13 protein-coding genes are annotated in these 16,931 nt (G+C 46.8%); 5 read left to right on the top strand and 8 right to left on the bottom strand.

The window, feature by feature from the left end; translation table 11 throughout:
- Positions 1 to 80: 80 nt before the first annotated feature.
- On the bottom strand, positions 81 to 992 hold the full coding sequence (locus ACQEXR_RS15575) for a LysR substrate-binding domain-containing protein (RefSeq protein WP_427020701.1): 912 nt from the start codon (positions 990 to 992) through the stop codon (positions 81 to 83).
- Between the two features lie 276 nt (positions 993 to 1,268).
- On the opposite strand from ACQEXR_RS15575, the gene metE reads away from it, so the two are divergent.
- Positions 1,269 to 3,554: a 5-methyltetrahydropteroyltriglutamate--homocysteine S-methyltransferase gene (gene metE / locus ACQEXR_RS15570; RefSeq protein ID WP_427020700.1), complete on the top strand. Its 2,286-nt coding sequence runs from the start codon at positions 1,269 to 1,271 to the stop codon at positions 3,552 to 3,554.
- Between the two features lie 58 nt (positions 3,555 to 3,612).
- Here metE and ACQEXR_RS15565 read toward each other — a convergent pair whose 3' ends face one another.
- Positions 3,613 to 4,035 carry an organic hydroperoxide resistance protein gene (locus tag ACQEXR_RS15565; RefSeq protein ID WP_426950324.1) on the bottom strand — a complete coding sequence of 141 codons (423 nt, stop codon included), beginning with the start codon at positions 4,033 to 4,035 and terminating at the stop codon, positions 3,613 to 3,615.
- Positions 4,036 to 4,145: 110 nt separating this feature from the next.
- On the opposite strand from ACQEXR_RS15565, the gene ACQEXR_RS15560 reads away from it, so the two are divergent.
- Both ACQEXR_RS15560 and ACQEXR_RS15555 read left to right on the top strand, forming a co-directional pair.
- Positions 4,146 to 4,607, top strand: a complete 462-nt coding sequence (locus ACQEXR_RS15560) for a MarR family winged helix-turn-helix transcriptional regulator (RefSeq protein WP_426950322.1) — start codon at positions 4,146 to 4,148, stop codon at positions 4,605 to 4,607.
- Positions 4,608 to 4,661: 54 nt separating this feature from the next.
- Positions 4,662 to 5,258, top strand: coding sequence for a GNAT family N-acetyltransferase (locus ACQEXR_RS15555; protein WP_426950321.1), 597 nt, complete (start codon positions 4,662 to 4,664; stop codon positions 5,256 to 5,258).
- On the opposite strand, the gene ACQEXR_RS15550 is transcribed toward ACQEXR_RS15555, so the two are convergent.
- The 4 genes from ACQEXR_RS15550 to ACQEXR_RS15535 all read right to left on the bottom strand — a co-directional run bounded on the left by ACQEXR_RS15550 (position 5,255) and on the right by ACQEXR_RS15535 (position 11,995).
- Positions 5,255 to 6,124: a DMT family transporter gene (locus ACQEXR_RS15550; RefSeq protein ID WP_426950320.1), complete on the bottom strand. Its 870-nt coding sequence runs from the start codon at positions 6,122 to 6,124 to the stop codon at positions 5,255 to 5,257. The two genes, ACQEXR_RS15555 and ACQEXR_RS15550, sit on opposite strands and share 4 nt — an antisense overlap.
- 426 nt (positions 6,125 to 6,550) lie before the next feature.
- Positions 6,551 to 9,373: an Hsp70 family protein gene (locus tag ACQEXR_RS15545; protein ID WP_427020699.1), complete on the bottom strand. Its 2,823-nt coding sequence runs from the start codon at positions 9,371 to 9,373 to the stop codon at positions 6,551 to 6,553.
- Between the two features lie 61 nt (positions 9,374 to 9,434).
- On the bottom strand, positions 9,435 to 11,363 hold the full coding sequence (locus ACQEXR_RS15540; protein ID WP_427020698.1) for an Hsp70 family protein: 1,929 nt from the start codon (positions 11,361 to 11,363) through the stop codon (positions 9,435 to 9,437).
- Positions 11,363 to 11,995, bottom strand: a complete 633-nt coding sequence (locus ACQEXR_RS15535) for a DUF2760 domain-containing protein (protein WP_138973271.1) — start codon at positions 11,993 to 11,995, stop codon at positions 11,363 to 11,365. The genes ACQEXR_RS15540 and ACQEXR_RS15535 overlap by 1 nt, the downstream gene beginning before the upstream one ends.
- 325 nt (positions 11,996 to 12,320) lie before the next feature.
- Here ACQEXR_RS15535 and ACQEXR_RS15530 point away from each other — a divergent pair, with 325 nt between their 5' ends.
- Together ACQEXR_RS15530 and ACQEXR_RS15525 are read left to right on the top strand one after the other, a co-directional pair.
- Positions 12,321 to 13,850: a sensor domain-containing diguanylate cyclase gene (locus ACQEXR_RS15530; RefSeq protein ID WP_427020697.1), complete on the top strand. Its 1,530-nt coding sequence runs from the start codon at positions 12,321 to 12,323 to the stop codon at positions 13,848 to 13,850.
- 88 nt (positions 13,851 to 13,938) lie between these two features.
- Complete coding sequence (locus ACQEXR_RS15525) at positions 13,939 to 14,469, top strand: 3'-5' exonuclease (protein WP_138973269.1); 531 nt, start codon at positions 13,939 to 13,941, stop codon at positions 14,467 to 14,469.
- A 30-nt stretch (positions 14,470 to 14,499) separates the two neighbouring features.
- On the opposite strand, the gene ACQEXR_RS15520 is transcribed toward ACQEXR_RS15525, so the two are convergent.
- Positions 14,500 to 14,949, bottom strand: a complete 450-nt coding sequence (locus ACQEXR_RS15520) for a TerB family tellurite resistance protein (protein WP_426950313.1) — start codon at positions 14,947 to 14,949, stop codon at positions 14,500 to 14,502.
- Positions 14,950 to 15,026: 77 nt separating this feature from the next.
- Positions 15,027 to 16,928, bottom strand: a complete 1,902-nt coding sequence (locus ACQEXR_RS15515) for an alkaline phosphatase D family protein (RefSeq protein ID WP_427020696.1) — start codon at positions 16,926 to 16,928, stop codon at positions 15,027 to 15,029.
- Positions 16,929 to 16,931: the final 3 nt, after the last annotated feature.

Genomic DNA, 16,931 nt, shown 5'->3' with positions numbered 1-16,931 from the left:
TAGCGCTGGACTAAACAAAGGCCCCCTTTTAGGGGGCTCACACAAAGCCACCTTCTTTAGAAGGTGGTAATTTACTTCCGCTAAACCGTTTTTATACCGTCTAAATGGCTTTGAGATTGTAGACGGGCAGTATTAAAAAATGCCAGTAGGTAACGCTTGTCCCTATCTGAATGGCGTATGGCGGCGAATAGCCGTCTCCATAAACCATTCCCCAGCGGGATGCTGGCAATCAGTCCCTGTCTCGAAAATTCACTGATGGCCCAGTTAGGCAATGCGGCAACCCCAAGACCAGCAGAGACCATCTGGATCAGCATCAGAGTGTTGTCAGCCTGCTTCCATTTTGCTGGTTCTACGTTGGCGGGTTGCAAAAAGTGTTTAACGACATCCAATCGATTCTTCTGAACCGGATAAGAGAGCATTGTCTGATCGGCTAAATCCTGTGGCTCAATGGCCGGTTTTTGTGCCAAGGGGTGGGAAATCGATGTCACCAATCGCATTTCGAAGTCAAATAGAGGCTCGTAATGGACTTCGGATCTTGGCTGAATGTCGGAGGTAATCACCAAATCCAACTCGCCTGCAAGTAGCGCAGGTAATGGTTCGAAGCCAAATCCTGACGAAAAATCGAGCGTCACGCTTGGCCAAGCAAGTTGATACTCCTTGAGCGCAGGCATCAGCCACTGAAAGCAAGAGTGACACTCAATCGCCATGTGTAGCCGACCATTTACGTCCTCTTTGAGACTGGCAATCTCATTCTCAGCTTTGGCAACGCGAGGTAACACCTCATCGGCGAGCTTTAAAAAAATCTCGCCTTCGGAGGTGAACTTAACTGGACGCGTTTTACGCAGAAAGAGTTGACCCCCAATCCTCGCTTCAAGATCTTTTATCTGATGAGACAGTGCGGACTGAGTTAAATGGAGAGTCGTGGCTGTCGCGGTCAGCGAACCAGTGTCTCGCAGTGTTGTTAGCGTACGGAGGTGTTTTAGCTCGACCATGAATTCCCTTCAGATAGATGTCATTCGCATGAATTATATTAACCTAGCTTGTTTTTTTGGGTGTGTAAACATCTAGATGGCTAAAAATAAAATTCGAATCTCTATGATCCCATTGAGCTAAGCCAAACGCCACTATGAAGAAATCTAATAAACATGTTGAATATTTGGAGATTGTTGTCGTGAAGATTTGGCGAGATAGTTTAGCCATCCAGACATCTTGATGATGTTGTAAATGCACAAACAGACGCTAGAAACAGAATCAAAAGGAATCACGACATGACAACAACGACACACATTCTTGGCTACCCGCGAATTGGTGAAAAACGCGAACTGAAATTCGCGCTCGAAAAATACTGGCGCGGAGAAATTGATCAGGCTGAACTGAAACAAGTGGGTTCAACACTGCGTCATAATAACTGGGCGACACAAGCAGAGGCGGGGCTGGATTTTGTATCGGCAGGGGATTTTGCTTGGTATGACCACGTTCTGACGACCACTTTGCTCCTTGGTCATGTACCTAAGCGTCATCGAGATGGATTCCCTGATCTTGATACACTTTTTAAGGTCGGACGAGGTCAATCTCAGGCAAGTTGCGGATGCAGTGGTCATGCAGCGTCAGATATGACTAAATGGTTCAACACTAACTACCACTACATCGTACCTGAGTTCAGCAAGGATGACAGTTTTGAAGTAAGCTGGCCCCAGCTGTTTGAAGAAGTTAATGAAGCGATTAAAGCGGGTTACAACGTTAAACCTGTGCTGCTTGGCCCATTAAGCTACTTGTACTTAGGCAAAGAAGTGGACGAAGGCTTTGACCGTTTGTCACTGCTTCCTCGCCTGTTAACGGCTTATCAAGCTATCTTGGCAAAACTTGCAAAGCAAGGTGTTGAGTGGGTACAGATAGATGAGCCAATCTTAGCTCTTGAACTGGATAAAGCATGGCAAGATTCGTTCAAACTTGCCTATCAGGTGATTCGTAGTGACGTTAAAGTGTTGCTTACTACCTATTTTGATTCGGTCGTTGATACGCTTGATAAGATTGTTGAACTGCAAGTGGACGGCTTACATATCGATTTATCTGCGGCTCCAGAACAGCTAGATGTTGTGGCAAAAAATCTACCACAAAACTGGATTTTATCTGCGGGTGTGGTCAACGGTCGTAATGTATGGCGTGCCGATCTCAGTACACAGCTTGCTTTATTGCAACCAGTGAAAGAGACGCTCGGAGAGAGGCTTTGGGTGGCAACGTCATGCTCACTGTTACACAGCCCTGTTGACTTAGAACTAGAGTCAAACCTGAGTGAGGAGGTCGCTAGTTGGTTTGCCTTTGCCAAACAGAAGGTGACGGAAGTGGCGTTGTTGGGTAAAGCTTTAGATGGTGATCATGAGGCGATCTTAGCGTGTGATACTTACAGTGCGCCAATTCAAGCGCGTAAGACCGCAACGCACGTTAACAAACCACAGGTGCAATCCCGCCTCAACAAGATTACAAAGTCTCTGACAGAGCGCAGTGCACCCTATGTGGAGCGCGCCGCGCATCAGAGTGAAGTCTTGGGTTTGCCGCTTTTCCCTACGACCACAATAGGCTCATTTCCACAAACGAGCGAAATTCGAGTACAACGCAGTGCTTATCGAACGGGGAAACTGTCTGAGGCTGAGTACCACCAAGCGCTCAAAGGTCATATCGCTGATGCAGTGAAGCGACAAGAAGCGCTAGATCTTGACGTACTGGTACACGGTGAAGCTGAACGTAATGACATGGTTGAGTACTTTGCTGAGAATCTAGCGGGTTTCCAGACCACCCAATTTGGTTGGGTACAAAGCTATGGTTCACGTTGTGTTAAGCCGGCCATTGTTGTTGCCGATATTGAGCGCGAAAAACCAATTACCGTTGAATGGTCGACCTATGCGCAATCATTAACATCGAAACAGATGAAAGGGATGTTAACGGGGCCAGTGACAATTCTATGTTGGACGTTTCCGCGTGAGGACATCTCGCGTAAACAGATTGCTGAGCAATTGGCACTTGCGCTGCGTGATGAAGTTTCTGACCTACAGGAGGCGGGTATTAACATTATTCAGATCGATGAACCTGCAATTCGTGAAGGCTTACCGCTTAAAAAGCGTGACCATAAAGCGTATCTTGAATGGGCGGTCGATGCGTTTAAGATTTCAGCGGCTAGTGCCAAACCAGAGACTCAGATCCACACCCACATGTGTTACTCAGAGTTTAACGAAATCATTGATTCTGTCGCAGCACTGGATGCTGACGTGATCACCATTGAAACGTCGCGCTCAAATATGGAGCTTCTCAAAGCATTTGAAGAGTTTAACTACCCGAATGAGATTGGCCCTGGCGTGTATGACATTCACTCGCCTAACATTCCGAGTAAAGAGTGGATTGAGGGGTTGATTAACAAGGCCGCTGAGAAAATTCCGGCTCAACGTCTATGGGTAAATCCAGATTGCGGTCTCAAAACGCGTAACTGGAAAGAGACGGAAGCGTCACTCACGAACATGGTTCTTGCTGCTAAGGAGCTGCGAAAAACCTACCAGTCATAGAATTACCCTGAAAAACTAATAATGCCGACCTCAGGTCGGCATTATTGTTTTAACACGTTTAAATCGCTTCGCCATTGACTGTAACCGCAACATCAATATTGCCACGAACAGCATTTGAATATGGGCAGACTTGATGAGCCACTTTCACTAACTCAAGTGCTTGCTCCTGCGGTAGCGCTAACGTTGCCGCTAAACTTACCGTTAATGCAAAACCACCTTGTTGGTTCGGGCCAATACCCACTTGAGCTGTCACTGGGGCGGATTTCAAGGCAACTTTTGCTTCTCGTGCAACGTGAAGAATAGCGTTAGAAAAACAGGCAGAGTACCCGGCTGCGAATAATTGTTCTGGATTAGTGGCAAGACCAGAGCCACCCATCTCTTTAGGGTAAGAAAGCTCTAAATCCAGTAAACCATCGTCTGATTTAACTTGACCATTACGGCCTGCCAATGCTGTTGCTTGAGTTTGGTATAACGTCGTCATGCTGAAAATCCTTAATTTAAGTTGTGCACAATCTAATTGCTAGCAATCTTATATCGAAAATTATGTTGAATGCAAGTATATTGTGTGCAATTTATTTTTTGGGGTGTATCATGTCTTACTGCGAAAGTGACAATTCATTCAGTGCGGAACAGAGTCTTTTACTCGACAATCAAATCTGTTTTCCACTTTATAGCGCCGCCAATGCGGTGATCCGTACCTATAGGCCATTGCTGGAAAACTTAGATCTTACCTATTCGCAGTACCTGGTGATGATGGTGTTGTGGGAGAGTGATGGTATCAATGTTAAGGATCTCGGTAGTCGATTACACCTAGATTCAGGCACCTTAACGCCGCTTCTTAAACGCTTAGAAAGCAAAGGGTTTGTTATACGTGGACGTAGCGAGCAAGATGAACGAGTACGAGTACTAAAACTGACTGACTCTGGAGCCAAATTACAGCAGCAAGCATTACAGATTCCAGCAGAAATGAAGTGCAAAATCCCATTAGAACTTGAAGAGCTCATCGTCCTAAAAAACCTGTGTCAAAAGGTACTGAAAACTCTAGAGGATTAGGCTTCCTCAGTGATTTAGGCAAGGATAAAGATAGTCAGCAGGTAAGAGGAATATATGATAGAAACATCACGACTGATCCTTCGCCAGTGGCGTGAGTCTGACAGAGAACCCTATCGCCGATTGAATGCAGATCCACAAGTGATGCGCTATTTCCCCTCACGCCTCACTAGCGAGCAAAGTGATTCGCAGCTAGACGTTATGCGTCAACTTATCAATCTAAACGGGTGGGGATTTTGGGCGCTGGAGATCAAACAGACTCAAGAGTTTATCGGCTTCGTTGGCTTGCATCAGCAAGCAGAAGACAGTGGAATCCCTAATGCACCATTGGTTGAGATTGGCTGGCGACTTGATGTTCATCACTGGGGGAAAGGCTACGCCCCTGAAGCGGCTTGTGCGGCGTTAGATTATGCGTTTAGGCAACTTAACCTTGAACAGGTTTATTCATTTACAGCTTTGACCAATGTTCCTTCGCAAAGAGTGATGGAAAAAATAGGCATGCTCAACACTGGGCAAGATTTTGACCACCCGAAATTGCCGACTGGTCATGAGCTTAAGCGCCATTGCCTATATAGAATGACGCGTGAACAGTGGCGACGAACTGATTCGATTGTCACCAGTACTGTAGGCGATGGTCTGACTGAGCTCGGTTAAGTTCTGTTACGTAAACGCTCTCTGAGGGACACTCTTGGTACATGAGAGGGGCGTTTTTCTTGGTATAGGTTGATCAGATTGCCCGCTAACATCAGTAATGCGCCAGCCAGAAGTGAGATTTGGAATTCTTCTGCATAGAGAACAACGCCCACCAGAGCGATAACAGGTAAACGCAAAAAATCCATCGTCACTACGATGGAAACATCGGCTAATTGAAGTGCTTTAGTCATACAGTAGTGGGCGGAGAGGGCTGTCACCCCAATAGTGGCTAGCCAAAGCCATTGGCTGCCTGCGGGAAATTGCCAATCAGGGACGGCGAGTGAGAAACTCACTGGCAACTGAATTAAACACATCAAAAACAATATCGTTAGTGGGTGCTCTGTGCGAGCAAGGGATTTTGTTGATGAGTGAGATACGGCGTAGCAAACGGCTGACGTGAGCACGATTAATGCTGCGGGAGTCACGATTTCGAATCCTGGTTTGACGATGAAAAGCACGCCAACAAACCCCAAAGTCATAGCGACTAGCTTACGCTTGGTGAGTTGCTCTGCTAAAAATAGGGCGGCAATAATCGCTGTCCACAGGGGGACGGTAAATTCAATGGCAAATACTTGAGCAAGAGGAAGCAAGCCAATACCAATAAACCACCCGTATTGACCTGCGAAGTGAAAGAGATTGCGTACCGTATGAAGCTTTAGTCGCTTGGTATAAATTAAGTGCTGTTGCTGAGTGACTAGGATGACGATGGATATGATCGTTAAGGCTATCAAACCACGGAAAAACAAAACCTGAAAAGTGCCGAGTTGCCCACTTAACTCTCTAGCACCAACGGCCATCAAGCAGAAAGAGAACAAGGTGCCAAGCATCCATGTGGCTGATCGAATAACGATATTACTCTCCTTAGTTAAAATGTAACAAGCGTCTACTTCCTACTGCTTGTGAGGACTCGCGTCAACTTATGCCCGATAGCGAAGAAAATGATGCACACACCGAGTGTGAGCAAAATGGAATAAGCGTAACCGAGACCGGCGGAAACACCGAATCCCCATACAAAGGAGAAGACCAGTCCCTGAAGCGCTTGATAAGGCCATTGAATGATCGGAAAGTGAGAATCGCCCGCAAGCAGGTAGATAAGTGCCAGCAGACTAACTGAGGCAGTGAGTAAGCCGATTAAGTTCTCTTTTTTCATGCGCTGTTTACGTCGTAAAAAGAAGATATTACGAGTAATTTCAGTAGCTGGCTAGAGGAATGTTTGATGCAGACAGCCAAGCATAAGGCTGTCTGCAATCTGGTTAGTGGTGAACCAGTGTCAGACCACTTGGAAGTGCGTCACCGAATACTCGTTTGGATTCACTGTCGGACAACGCCTTGACCTGTTCAACCAGAAGGAGCCATGAGTCGGGAACCTTACTCTGTTTTAGCTTCGCTATGACTTGAGCTCGGACATCGTCGCTAATATCGAATAGGCGATCGCCCGTCTTGCGGCAAATCATCACCGCAGCAAAAGCGATCATTGGTTCTTTCTGCCAGTTTTGTTCAAGTAATTTAGGTAACCACTGTTCCACTTGCTCGCGAGAAATGACGGCGTGTTGGCTGCCATAAAGGGGAGTACGTGATGCGAGTCGACCTAGCGCCCACCAGTGAGCCTGTTCAAACTGGTTAAAGTTGATGGCCTTGCTTAAAAACCATGACGCAAGTAAAACCTTATCTTCGACCTCAAGATGCTCAAGAGAGGCTGCCAAGCGAACCATGGACTCATAGCCCATATCTTGCGCTGCTTTCGCTGATTGAGGGTTCTTCATCGCGCCTGGGTGAAGGTATTTTGCAATGTCTGCTAAGATCGTTTCCTGCTGATCTTGGTTTAATCCACCAGCGATGCGACGCCAGAATACCCACCAGTCAGTCCATCCCTGATGGTTTTTGAATTGAATACCTTGCTGGTAGAGTCCCCACACTTGCTCGATCCGCCAAGAGTCAGTGGCATCGCCAAAGCCAGGTCGCATCGCAAAACCCGCGAGACGAAGCCAGTTTTTCTCGTGTTGCTCTGAGCGACGTCGACGTTTGCGGCCGAGTGCAAAGGAATCAAACAACTGACGCAGCGTGGTGAAGTCCCAATCGTCGCGCTTACCCAGTTTTTTCTCTAAATCTTTCGCGAGTGTCTTAATTTCATTCGATTCAGCGCTTTTTTTATTGCCACTGTAGATGCGAGCAATCAGCTCTTTGCATTCATTCAATCGAGGATGCAGTGCTTGCTGTTGGTCTTGTTCGGCTTTTTGATTACGGACTTCGAATTCCACAGCCCAGCGCTTGGTGTCATCTTCAGTATGAACACACTCCATTTTAAGTGTGCCTACTTCCGTCAACTGGCAAGCCAATTGCACTTCAACACGCTCTTTTTGGTTAGCCTGCAGCTCAACCCCTTCGCCTTGCAAAGTAGAGATGTAAGGGGGAAGAGGCGCAAATAGGTCAGGATCGACATCGACCATAACACCGTTCTGGATGGCCGTCTTGTTAGCAAGTGTATCGTGAGTCGTGGTGAGAAGATTGAAACGAACGGGCTCACCCAAAGTGAGAGAGAAGCGACGTCCGCTTAGGCGGATTTCATGCCCTTCTTTCGTTCCTTTGGCTAATAGACATAATGCTTTGCCCATTTTGTTCTTTTCTTGCAGATGCAAAAAGTAAGAACGGGCTGCACCACCACCAATCTTTAACTGAGCGCCACGGCGTGCTTTGCCAAAGGCGACAGCACCCAGTGCGACAGACCAGTCAGGATGAGGGTTGTCGAGTACAGTAACCGCCGAACCTCGCCAGTTGTTGAGAAGCCTAGTCACACGTTCAGTCACGAGTTCACTGTTAAAAACGCCCCCGTTGAGTAGAAGCCCTACAGGGATAGCCGGTTGGGATTCATCTTGCTGGTTTAGTGCGGCATAGGAAACTTGCTGGTGTTGATTTAGGAATTCAGCGATGTGCTTACTAACAGCAGGATCGGCGACATAAGGCAGGCCAAACTCGACAACGGCGCTTCGTCTCTTATCGGGTGTGTGGTTAAAGTCGGAGAGAGGGAAAAAACCATCGAGTGCGATTTGGTGAACTTCCTCTTTGCTGAGTGCAATACTTTTGGTGCCACCAAGCAGCTTGGAACCGCTACCCAACATAGTAATTTTAACTTCTTCAGGTGCGTCAGAAGAAAGCAGGTTTTCTTTTGCTTTGCGTGTTTGCTGAATAAGCTTGGTTAAGCTAGCTGCATTGAGTTTTTTACTTTGGCTGAATCGCTGTTCTGCTAAGTGAGCTAGGGCGAGATCGAGGTTATCCCCCCCCAGCATTAGATGTTCACCAACGCCTATACGATCGAGATTGAGTGCTTCGTCATGGTTGGCATCGGGGTTGAAGCGAGCTTCGATTAAACTCAAATCGGTAGTACCACCGCCCACATCACACACCAATATTAAGGGCAGTTGTTTCAATTCATCGGCAGCACTGTGCTGGTGGCGTGCATACCAATCGTAGCAAACGGCTTGAGGCTCTTCGAGTAAGACGATCTTGTCCAGTCCGGCCAGTTGAGCGGCTTCTAGGGTCAACTTACGCGCGGTTTCGTCAAATGATGCAGGAACGGTTACGACGACATCTTGGTCTTCCAGCTTATTACTAGGATGACGGTAGTTCCATGCTTGTCGAATATGGTTGAGATAGCTGGCACTGGCGATGACCGGCGATACTTTGTCGACATCTGTTGCTCCTGCCCAAGGAAGAATATCAGAGCGGCGATCGACTGCTTGGTGTGATAACCAGCTTTTAGCACTTGATACCTGACGGCCTTCCACTTTGGCGCCCAGTTCACGAGCCCATTCGCCGATAATGACATTGGGAATATCACCAGCAACGGGCTGCTCGTCCCAAGGTAATGTCAAATCAAGCGGAGATATCTGACCCTGTGCGGGATGGTAGCGAAAAGAGGGAAGAAGCGGCTTTCTAACCACTTCGCCAGGTCCGATAAGCTGGTCAATGTCGAACAGGGACACGTTGGAATGTTGTAGGTCGTCAGTAATTTCACAGAATGCGACAACCGTATTGGTTGTACCTAAATCGATACCGACTAAAAAACGAGGCGATGCCATAGAACAAAACCCTTGTTTACGAGATAAGGAAAAGCGGCACCAAAAGGTGCCGCTTAAATTTTTATAGTGATTGTGTATTCGAGCTTGCGTCTTCGCGCACGTCAAACTCTACATGCCATTTTTGGCCATTGTCGGCAGCGATAGCTTCTAGGTATAGCGTGCCGAGCTCAGTAACGCGTGAGGCAAGGGTAACCGGCACGACTTCGCCTTCACGGCGACCTTCGGTGACGGGTAGTGTTACCTGAATTTCTGGTAGCTCGTCTAGCTCTTCTGGTGCCCAGTGGTCAAGATGTGTCCCTGCCTCATCGTCACGGCGAACCGTAGAACCAAAGAACTGGAAATTGACAGGCTGACCAATGATCAGACCAAATTCCTGACTTGGTACATTCACTTGAGAACCTTCTTCCATGCCAAATGGTGCAACACATAATGCTTCCATTGGTGGAGCCATACCAGGAATGGCTGGCATCGCACTTTCGATCCCCACATAGTAGCTTGAAGCAATACCACCGCGGATACGTACGCCCTGACCACGACGAACAGCACCATAGTAAGAGGCACCACTTGCGACTGCAAGATCTAGGTCAACGCCAGTGAGTCGTTTTGCCATTTCACAGTCAGCATCAATCAACCACTCATTGATGGTCTCTTCAAGACGGTGAGCGAGCAAGTTAGATTTAAGTACACCACCATTAAACAAGATAGCAGTAGGCTTAATAAAATCACTCGATGGTTGAGCACTGCCACCCATGCCAGGCATATTGGCAAAAGGATTGAAGTCTTGAGCCGGATTCTCGCCGTTTTGAGCATTGGCCTGTTTCGTTAAAAAGGCGGCGATGTGGCGTGTGATGCCTGCATCCTGAGCGTAAGGCAGCCCCATTTGAGTTAGAGCACCACGGTTACGCTGCACAGGTTGTTCAGTGACCGCCACTTTAGGGAAAAATCCATCAACAAGGGTCTGTTGAACTTCCTGCTGTGTTAGCTCAGTTTTTAAAGTTGCGCCTAGCAGCTTAGAGCCGCGACTAGGTACCACAATAGGAACCGACTGTAGCTCGCTATCGTTGAGAAGTGCCTCTTTCGCGTCGCGACAAGCGTGTGTCATGGCTTGAACTTGCCACGGCTGAAGTTCTTTCCCTTCTTGAGCTAGTTTCATTTTCAAGCGATAGGCGAGGGCGAGATCCATGTTGTCACCGCCAAGGAGTATATGTTCACCAACCGCGATACGATTCAGGGTGAGATTGCCTTCATCCTCAGTCACTTCAACCAAAGAAAGGTCGGTTGTACCACCGCCGATATCGACAACCAGTACGATATCGCCAACCGAAACCTCATCGCGCCACTTGTCATTGCTGTTATCAATCCAGTTGTACAACGCTGCCTGAGGTTCTTCAAGTAAAGTAAGGTGGACAAAACCCACGTTGCGAGCGGCTTCTGCGGTCAAATCACGTGCTGCAGGGTCAAACGATGCCGGTACGGTGATGGTCACATCCTGATCGGCAAGTAAATGATTCGGATTTCCGTAATCCCACGCTTGTTTTAGATGCTCTAAATAGAGCTCAGTCGCTCGCAGAGGTGATACTTTTTCAACCTCTTCTGGGCTGCCTGCGGGTAGGAAAGCGTCACGGCGGTTTACACCACCGTGACACAGCCAAGATTTTGCACTAGCAATCAAACGAATCGGTGTTTTTGAGCCTAGGTTTCGCGCAATTGCACCAACGAGCGCGGTTGGCTCTGATGTCCATGGAAGGACTCGAGACACAGGGTTCATCTCGTGCTCATGAGGCTGGTATAGGAACGAGCCCAACTGATTTCGATTCTCCACGGTGCCAGGTGCGGTTAGTTGTGGAATCGCCATGACTTCAACACGCGCGTTTTCATCGGTTGTATCGACGTAAGAAAGCACACAGTGTGTGGTGCCTAAGTCGATACCCACACTAAATTTAGCCAGCGGCTCTTGAGTCGGTTGTTGAGCAATGTTTTGCGTTTCCATTACAGCTCTACCTCTGCAGGAGCAATAACGGTTGCGTCATAGTTCTCAGCCAGCTTTGGCAGATTCATCGAACTTGCTTTCCAGCCTTTGTGAACGAGTGTGCCATGGAATGGTGCACTGCCCGTTACGTTACCTGTTAGGCGAACTTGTTGTGGGTTGAAACCTTGTTCAATAGTGATTCGCGTCTCTTCGTCTTCATTGCGAATATGTTCTAGTGTGACGTAGTCACTAAGCACTTTCTGACCACCGGTGTGGATAACACGAGCGGCTGCACCGACTTCTTCATCTGAGAATGAAGTCAGGTCTTCTTTGAGGAAATCAATCAATCGTGCTTCTTGTTGCATTAGCGCAAGGAGTTGCATCGCCGAGTCGGTTGAAGCGGTTGCAAGTTTTGATTCTACTTCGACGACTTTCTCGACGATTTTTTCGACTTCAACGACTTTTTCAACTTCAACGATCTTTTCGACAGGTTTTTCGACTTCGACGATTTTTTCAACTGGCTTCTCAACCACTTTCTCGATCACTTTAGATTTGCGAGACACCGCAATAAGAAGAAGTAAAACGCTTGATGCAGCGAGGCCTGCGTGAAGCATATCGAACGTTTGAGGGATCATTTGTAAATCGAACGTCATGACATTTCTCTTAACTATTTAATGAAAGGAGAGATTGGCTCAATCTCTGCTTTGGTTCTCAGCTTGGAACGAGAACCACGTTATTCTGATAAATTGGGGCAGATAGTAACATAATCAAGTCGCCATTCGGCTAGTAAAACAAGTCTTATCAGGAATTTTCGTCACTGTTTGGTCTGTTTTTGACCGAATTTTGCCGCAAAAAGAGGCATGCGCCACGAAACGTAAATTGTTTCATATCAAATTGTTGTTTGTGCTTTAAGTCATCAATTGGATAGGGCTACAATGTGAGCGATATTTCGACAAAGCTGTAAACATAAAATGCGTTATGCAACGACTTAATAAAAAGCACTTCCTTTATCCCTTCTTAACATTTCTCTTTTCTCTGTTCGTTGCATTTTATGCGGTTTACTTTGCGTATCAGTCACAGCTGAAATATACCATCTCGTTAGTCGATAAACTGGCTGACCAGCAAGCAGAAAATCTCCAACAAATTGTTCAGAGTGATCTCCATTTTATCGGTGCTGGGGCGAACTTTTTTCATTCTACGCAACCACAGGATTGGGACAGATTTCCGGTTTTTGCTGATCAAGTGGTTTCGTCTTCACCAACGCTGATCGCTTTGCAATGGATGCAACGTGTCGAGAAGCAGGATATTCCCAGTCATATTGAACAGGTTCGGAAAACATTTCCTGATTTCAATATTTACACAGTACCCAAAGATGGTGAGAAAACGACCGGCTATATCATGACTGATAACCAACCTGTCTACACCGCTTCTGATGTTTATCCTCGCAGCCCAGAAAACATCAGCGTATTGGGTTACTACTCGTCGCGTGAGCGCTTTCAACGAGTACTGAATAACATAACGATGAAAGGCGAGCCAAGCGTATCGGATAAAGTTCGTTTGCTACAAGATGGTCTCGACAGGAGTATTACGAAATCGGGTCTTCTTGTTTATCACCCAGTGTTCGATTTAGAACACGAAGATCAACTGATTGGTGTGGTAATTGGTGTCATACGTTCAACCAAATACTTTGAATCGATTGTGGTAAGAACCGCAACGGAACAGGACTTATTAGTACAAGTTACGGACATGGGGTTTGATGCCGAAGATGATCCTATCCTCTACCGCAGCCCAAACTGGAACTACACCCAAGGTATCGAAATTACTAAACGAGTGGTGTTGCCCAATCGTGAATGGCTAGTCGATTTTAAACTCGACAGGCAGGTTACCCGCAATGACTCTTTGGTGCTCGCAGCTATCTTTCTTTCAGGCCTAACGATCGCTTGTCTGTTGAGTTTTATTGTCTATTTGCTAGTGAGAGACAAAGAGCACTTAGCGGTACTTCTCGATGAGCGTACTCAGGAGCTACAGTTCCTTGTTGTGCATGACTCTTTAACGGGTATTTATAACCGTAGAGCGTTTAACCAGTATTTACGCGAGCTGGTCAAAACCAATCAGAGCTTTGCCCTGATCACCTTTGACATTGATAGATTTAAGTTAATCAATGATCACTTTGGTCATGTTGCAGGTGACGAAATGCTTGTGTGTGTCGCGAAACTTATTCAACAACATTTGGTTAAAGAAGATATCTTTGTACGTATGGGCGGCGATGAGTTTTGTATTCTTTCTAAAGTCACGAACAAAGATCAGTTAAGAGATTATCTGAATGTAATTCGTTGTGCAGTCGCTGAGCTTGTGCATACCTATGGTGGACAAAAGATTCGTTGTACATTGAGTATTGGCGCTGCCATTAGAGGTCACGAAGATGAGGAGAGCATAATGCAAGCCTCTGACGCACAATTGTACAAGAGTAAACAGACTGGCCGTAATTGTGTATCAATCGCGGAATAACTGAACACTCAACGGCCAAGCAGTCGAGTTTTTCAAATTTCTGATGTAGAATTTTGCGCTTTCACAATATTGTCAACAAAGGCGAACCATGAACCATAACCGTGTAGTTTGTTTCGATTTGGAAATGTGCTGTTGGAATGAAAACGGTGTCGGTACCACTGGCGAAATTATTGAAGTCGGGCTTGCGGAAATTGATCTCGCTAGCGGTGAAATTGTTAAGAGAGCTCAGTACTACGTTAAACCTGAGCACGATGAAGTGTCACTGTTCTGTTCTCAATTGACCGGAATTACACCGCGAAAAATAGAAAAACAAGGGCGTCCGCTTAGCGAAGTGATTAAGTCGATGGTGAAAAACTTTGGTGGCACAAATAAGATATACGCCGCTTGGGGGCGAGATGATCGCGTGTTGCGTGCGGAGTGCAAAGCAAAAGGGATTGATATGCCCTTCAATGAATTCATCAACCTTGCCACTTTATATCGGATTCAAAACCGCTTGAAAGACAAGAGAATAGGTCATAAAGCCGCTCAAGAAAGTAAAGGTATTGAGTGGGAAGGTCGCCAGCACTCTGGTTACGTAGACGCGTACAACTTAGCTAAGCTGGCACTGACAATGCTGTGATAAAAACGAAGGGAGCTCACGCTCCCTTTTCTATTTTTGGTCAGTGACCGACAACTTGGCGCGAATAAACTCACTGTGGTCAACGTAGAGTAACTCGGCAGTTTTTCGAATCACAGAGTCTTCTAATGGGTCGATTTGTCCATCGGCGTTCGCCACTTGCCACATCGCTTGTATCAAATCAAAACGTTTTTCTTGGCTCAGTTCTCTAAGTTGAGAGGTGAACTCATAGAGTGATGAAGCCTCTTTGCTGTTTTGTTCCGCTCTTGCGAGCAGACTTATTGCCTGATTTTCATCAATCGCGAGAAGTTTTTCGAGCAGATGTCTCTTGGCTATTTTTTCTTGTTCACTGACCTGATGATCGGCACCGGCAACCTCGCACAGAAGGGAAGCGATAGCCAGAGTTGGCTCGCCTGTGTTAGCGTGTCCCAGATCTTGCCCATCAAGGAGTTGCTTAAAGAGTTGGGTAATGGAATTCAACATAGTTGTTGCCTCAAATTCGTCTCTACAGCTATAGATAGTGATGAATAGCTGCAATAACAAGTCACTTTACATAAACCTTACTTTTCCTTTATCGGAGGAAAGTCCCATTCAACGCCCTCTGCGGTCAAAATCGAAACTCGCGATGGTTTGCCATGTTGATCCAGTTTCAACTCACCGATTGCGCTGGTGTTAACTAATCTACGTGTTCCTGGTGTCTCTGGATCGCGCTTGTTGATTTTTAGCCGCTTACGTTTGGTGAGAAAGTTTAGCGGAGAGCGGGGGGAATATAGTAAACGGTCGGCATGATCGCAGATTGCCAGCAGAGGTTCTGGAAAATGATTTTTAAAACCGCTGCAGGTGATTTGGTATATGTTTGGACTGTTACGTCGGAACCTCAGTTTGATGTCGTAAGCAAATGAGTAGTGAACATCGCCCGACAGAATCACAAAATTGGTCGGTGTTTTGGTATGGGTAAAGATACTTAGGAGTGTGTTCGCGCTTCCTGGGTGCGCCATCCAGTTTTCAGCATCAATCACCAAAGGTTGTCCAATCACGGTGGCCGCTTTCTGCAAAGCTTCGATCACCTTAACGCCAAACATTGGCGCCGCCGACACCACTACGACCTTATCTTGATGCATTAGCTCATGTTGAAACTCGATCAAGGCTTCCCAATCCATCAAACCGGAAGGTTTGTTCATGCGAGATTCAGACCGCCAGCGTCGTGTTCTGGTATCCAACACGACAACTTTTGGGGAGCTGTGAATGGTGTAGTGCCAGCGTTCAAAAGTATATAGGTAGCGGATAAAATCGTCTTGTGCGTGGCAACTAGGTTGTTGGATAAAGCGATTCGCTACATCGAGAAACTCTTGGTTGAAGTTGTCAGGCTCGTTTCCCCAGCCTTGACAGAGCCAGTAAGCAATTAACCCATTGCCAATGATTCGGTTTGAAAGAGGGTGGCTGTACGCCGCCTTTTCCCATCCGATAGTGAGGTTCCAGTCATCGGTGACATCGTGGTCGTCGAAAATCATGTAGGTAGGGATGTGGGCGAACAATCTTTGTACCATAGGTAAGCCAGTGACAAACTGGCTTATGATAGCTTTTTCCTCGCGCCACTTGTGTTGAAATTTTGGTGATATCGCTTGGCCACCATGTGTAAAGCCCGCGTCGTGCAAGCGATCCATATTGACGCAATGCCAAAGAGCGGGTGACCAAACCAGCAGATACATCGCGAAGAACTCTGAGAAGGTAACCAGATGATTCTCTGCTTCGCGAGAACTGAATATTGGCGCGTTTCGATGTGGCAACAGTTTGGTTAACCAATGACCGTCGTCAACATAGTGCGGGAGGAGTTTATCTCTCGAATAATAGCAGTGTGGGTGTGCAAACAGCTGCTCGCTCGAGGAGAAAGGTGCGCCTTCGAAGCGCTCGTCTGGTAATCCAAGAAGTTGAATGGTTTGAATAATGGCATCCAGCGTCGGGCCAGCGACATGGTCTGCATAGATTTGATCACCACTCATCATTAGCAAGTCAGGACGCTGCTGCAACTCTTGCGTCGCGACTTTTCTATCCGCCGCAACCAGTGCATCTTTGCTTGGATGGTGAGGATTACGACAAGAGCCATGAAGTATATAGTCAGCTTTGGTTGAGATACGAAATGTTAGTGAGATTTCATCCTCGTACAGCAGGTAGGGGCAAAGTTCCGTTATTGCGCCATGCTGCGTCACAAACTGGTAGCTGAGGGCGACATCGGTCGGAAATTGACCTCGGAAGTGTGCCAAGGTGAGATAGCAGTGAGCGCCAAGCGGTAACTGGTTACACTGTTCGAGGTCTTGGCTGAAAATTTGACCTTGGTTCGGTTCTAGATTGAGTTCAAATTTGCCTTGCAGTGGTTCACTGGTAACCAGCCAAAATACCAAGTCGTTGGCGGTTGTTTTTCTTAATATAGGGCCTGCGATAACAAAGGGTAACTTACTATTCATTGA

It is taken from the genome of Vibrio sp. TRT 2004, from assembly GCF_050113735.1.
In the GTDB taxonomy this organism is placed as follows: Bacteria; Pseudomonadota; Gammaproteobacteria; order Enterobacterales; family Vibrionaceae; genus Vibrio.
The sequence above is the reverse complement of the archived record's forward strand: the minus strand, read 5'-3'. Positions and strand labels throughout refer to the sequence as shown.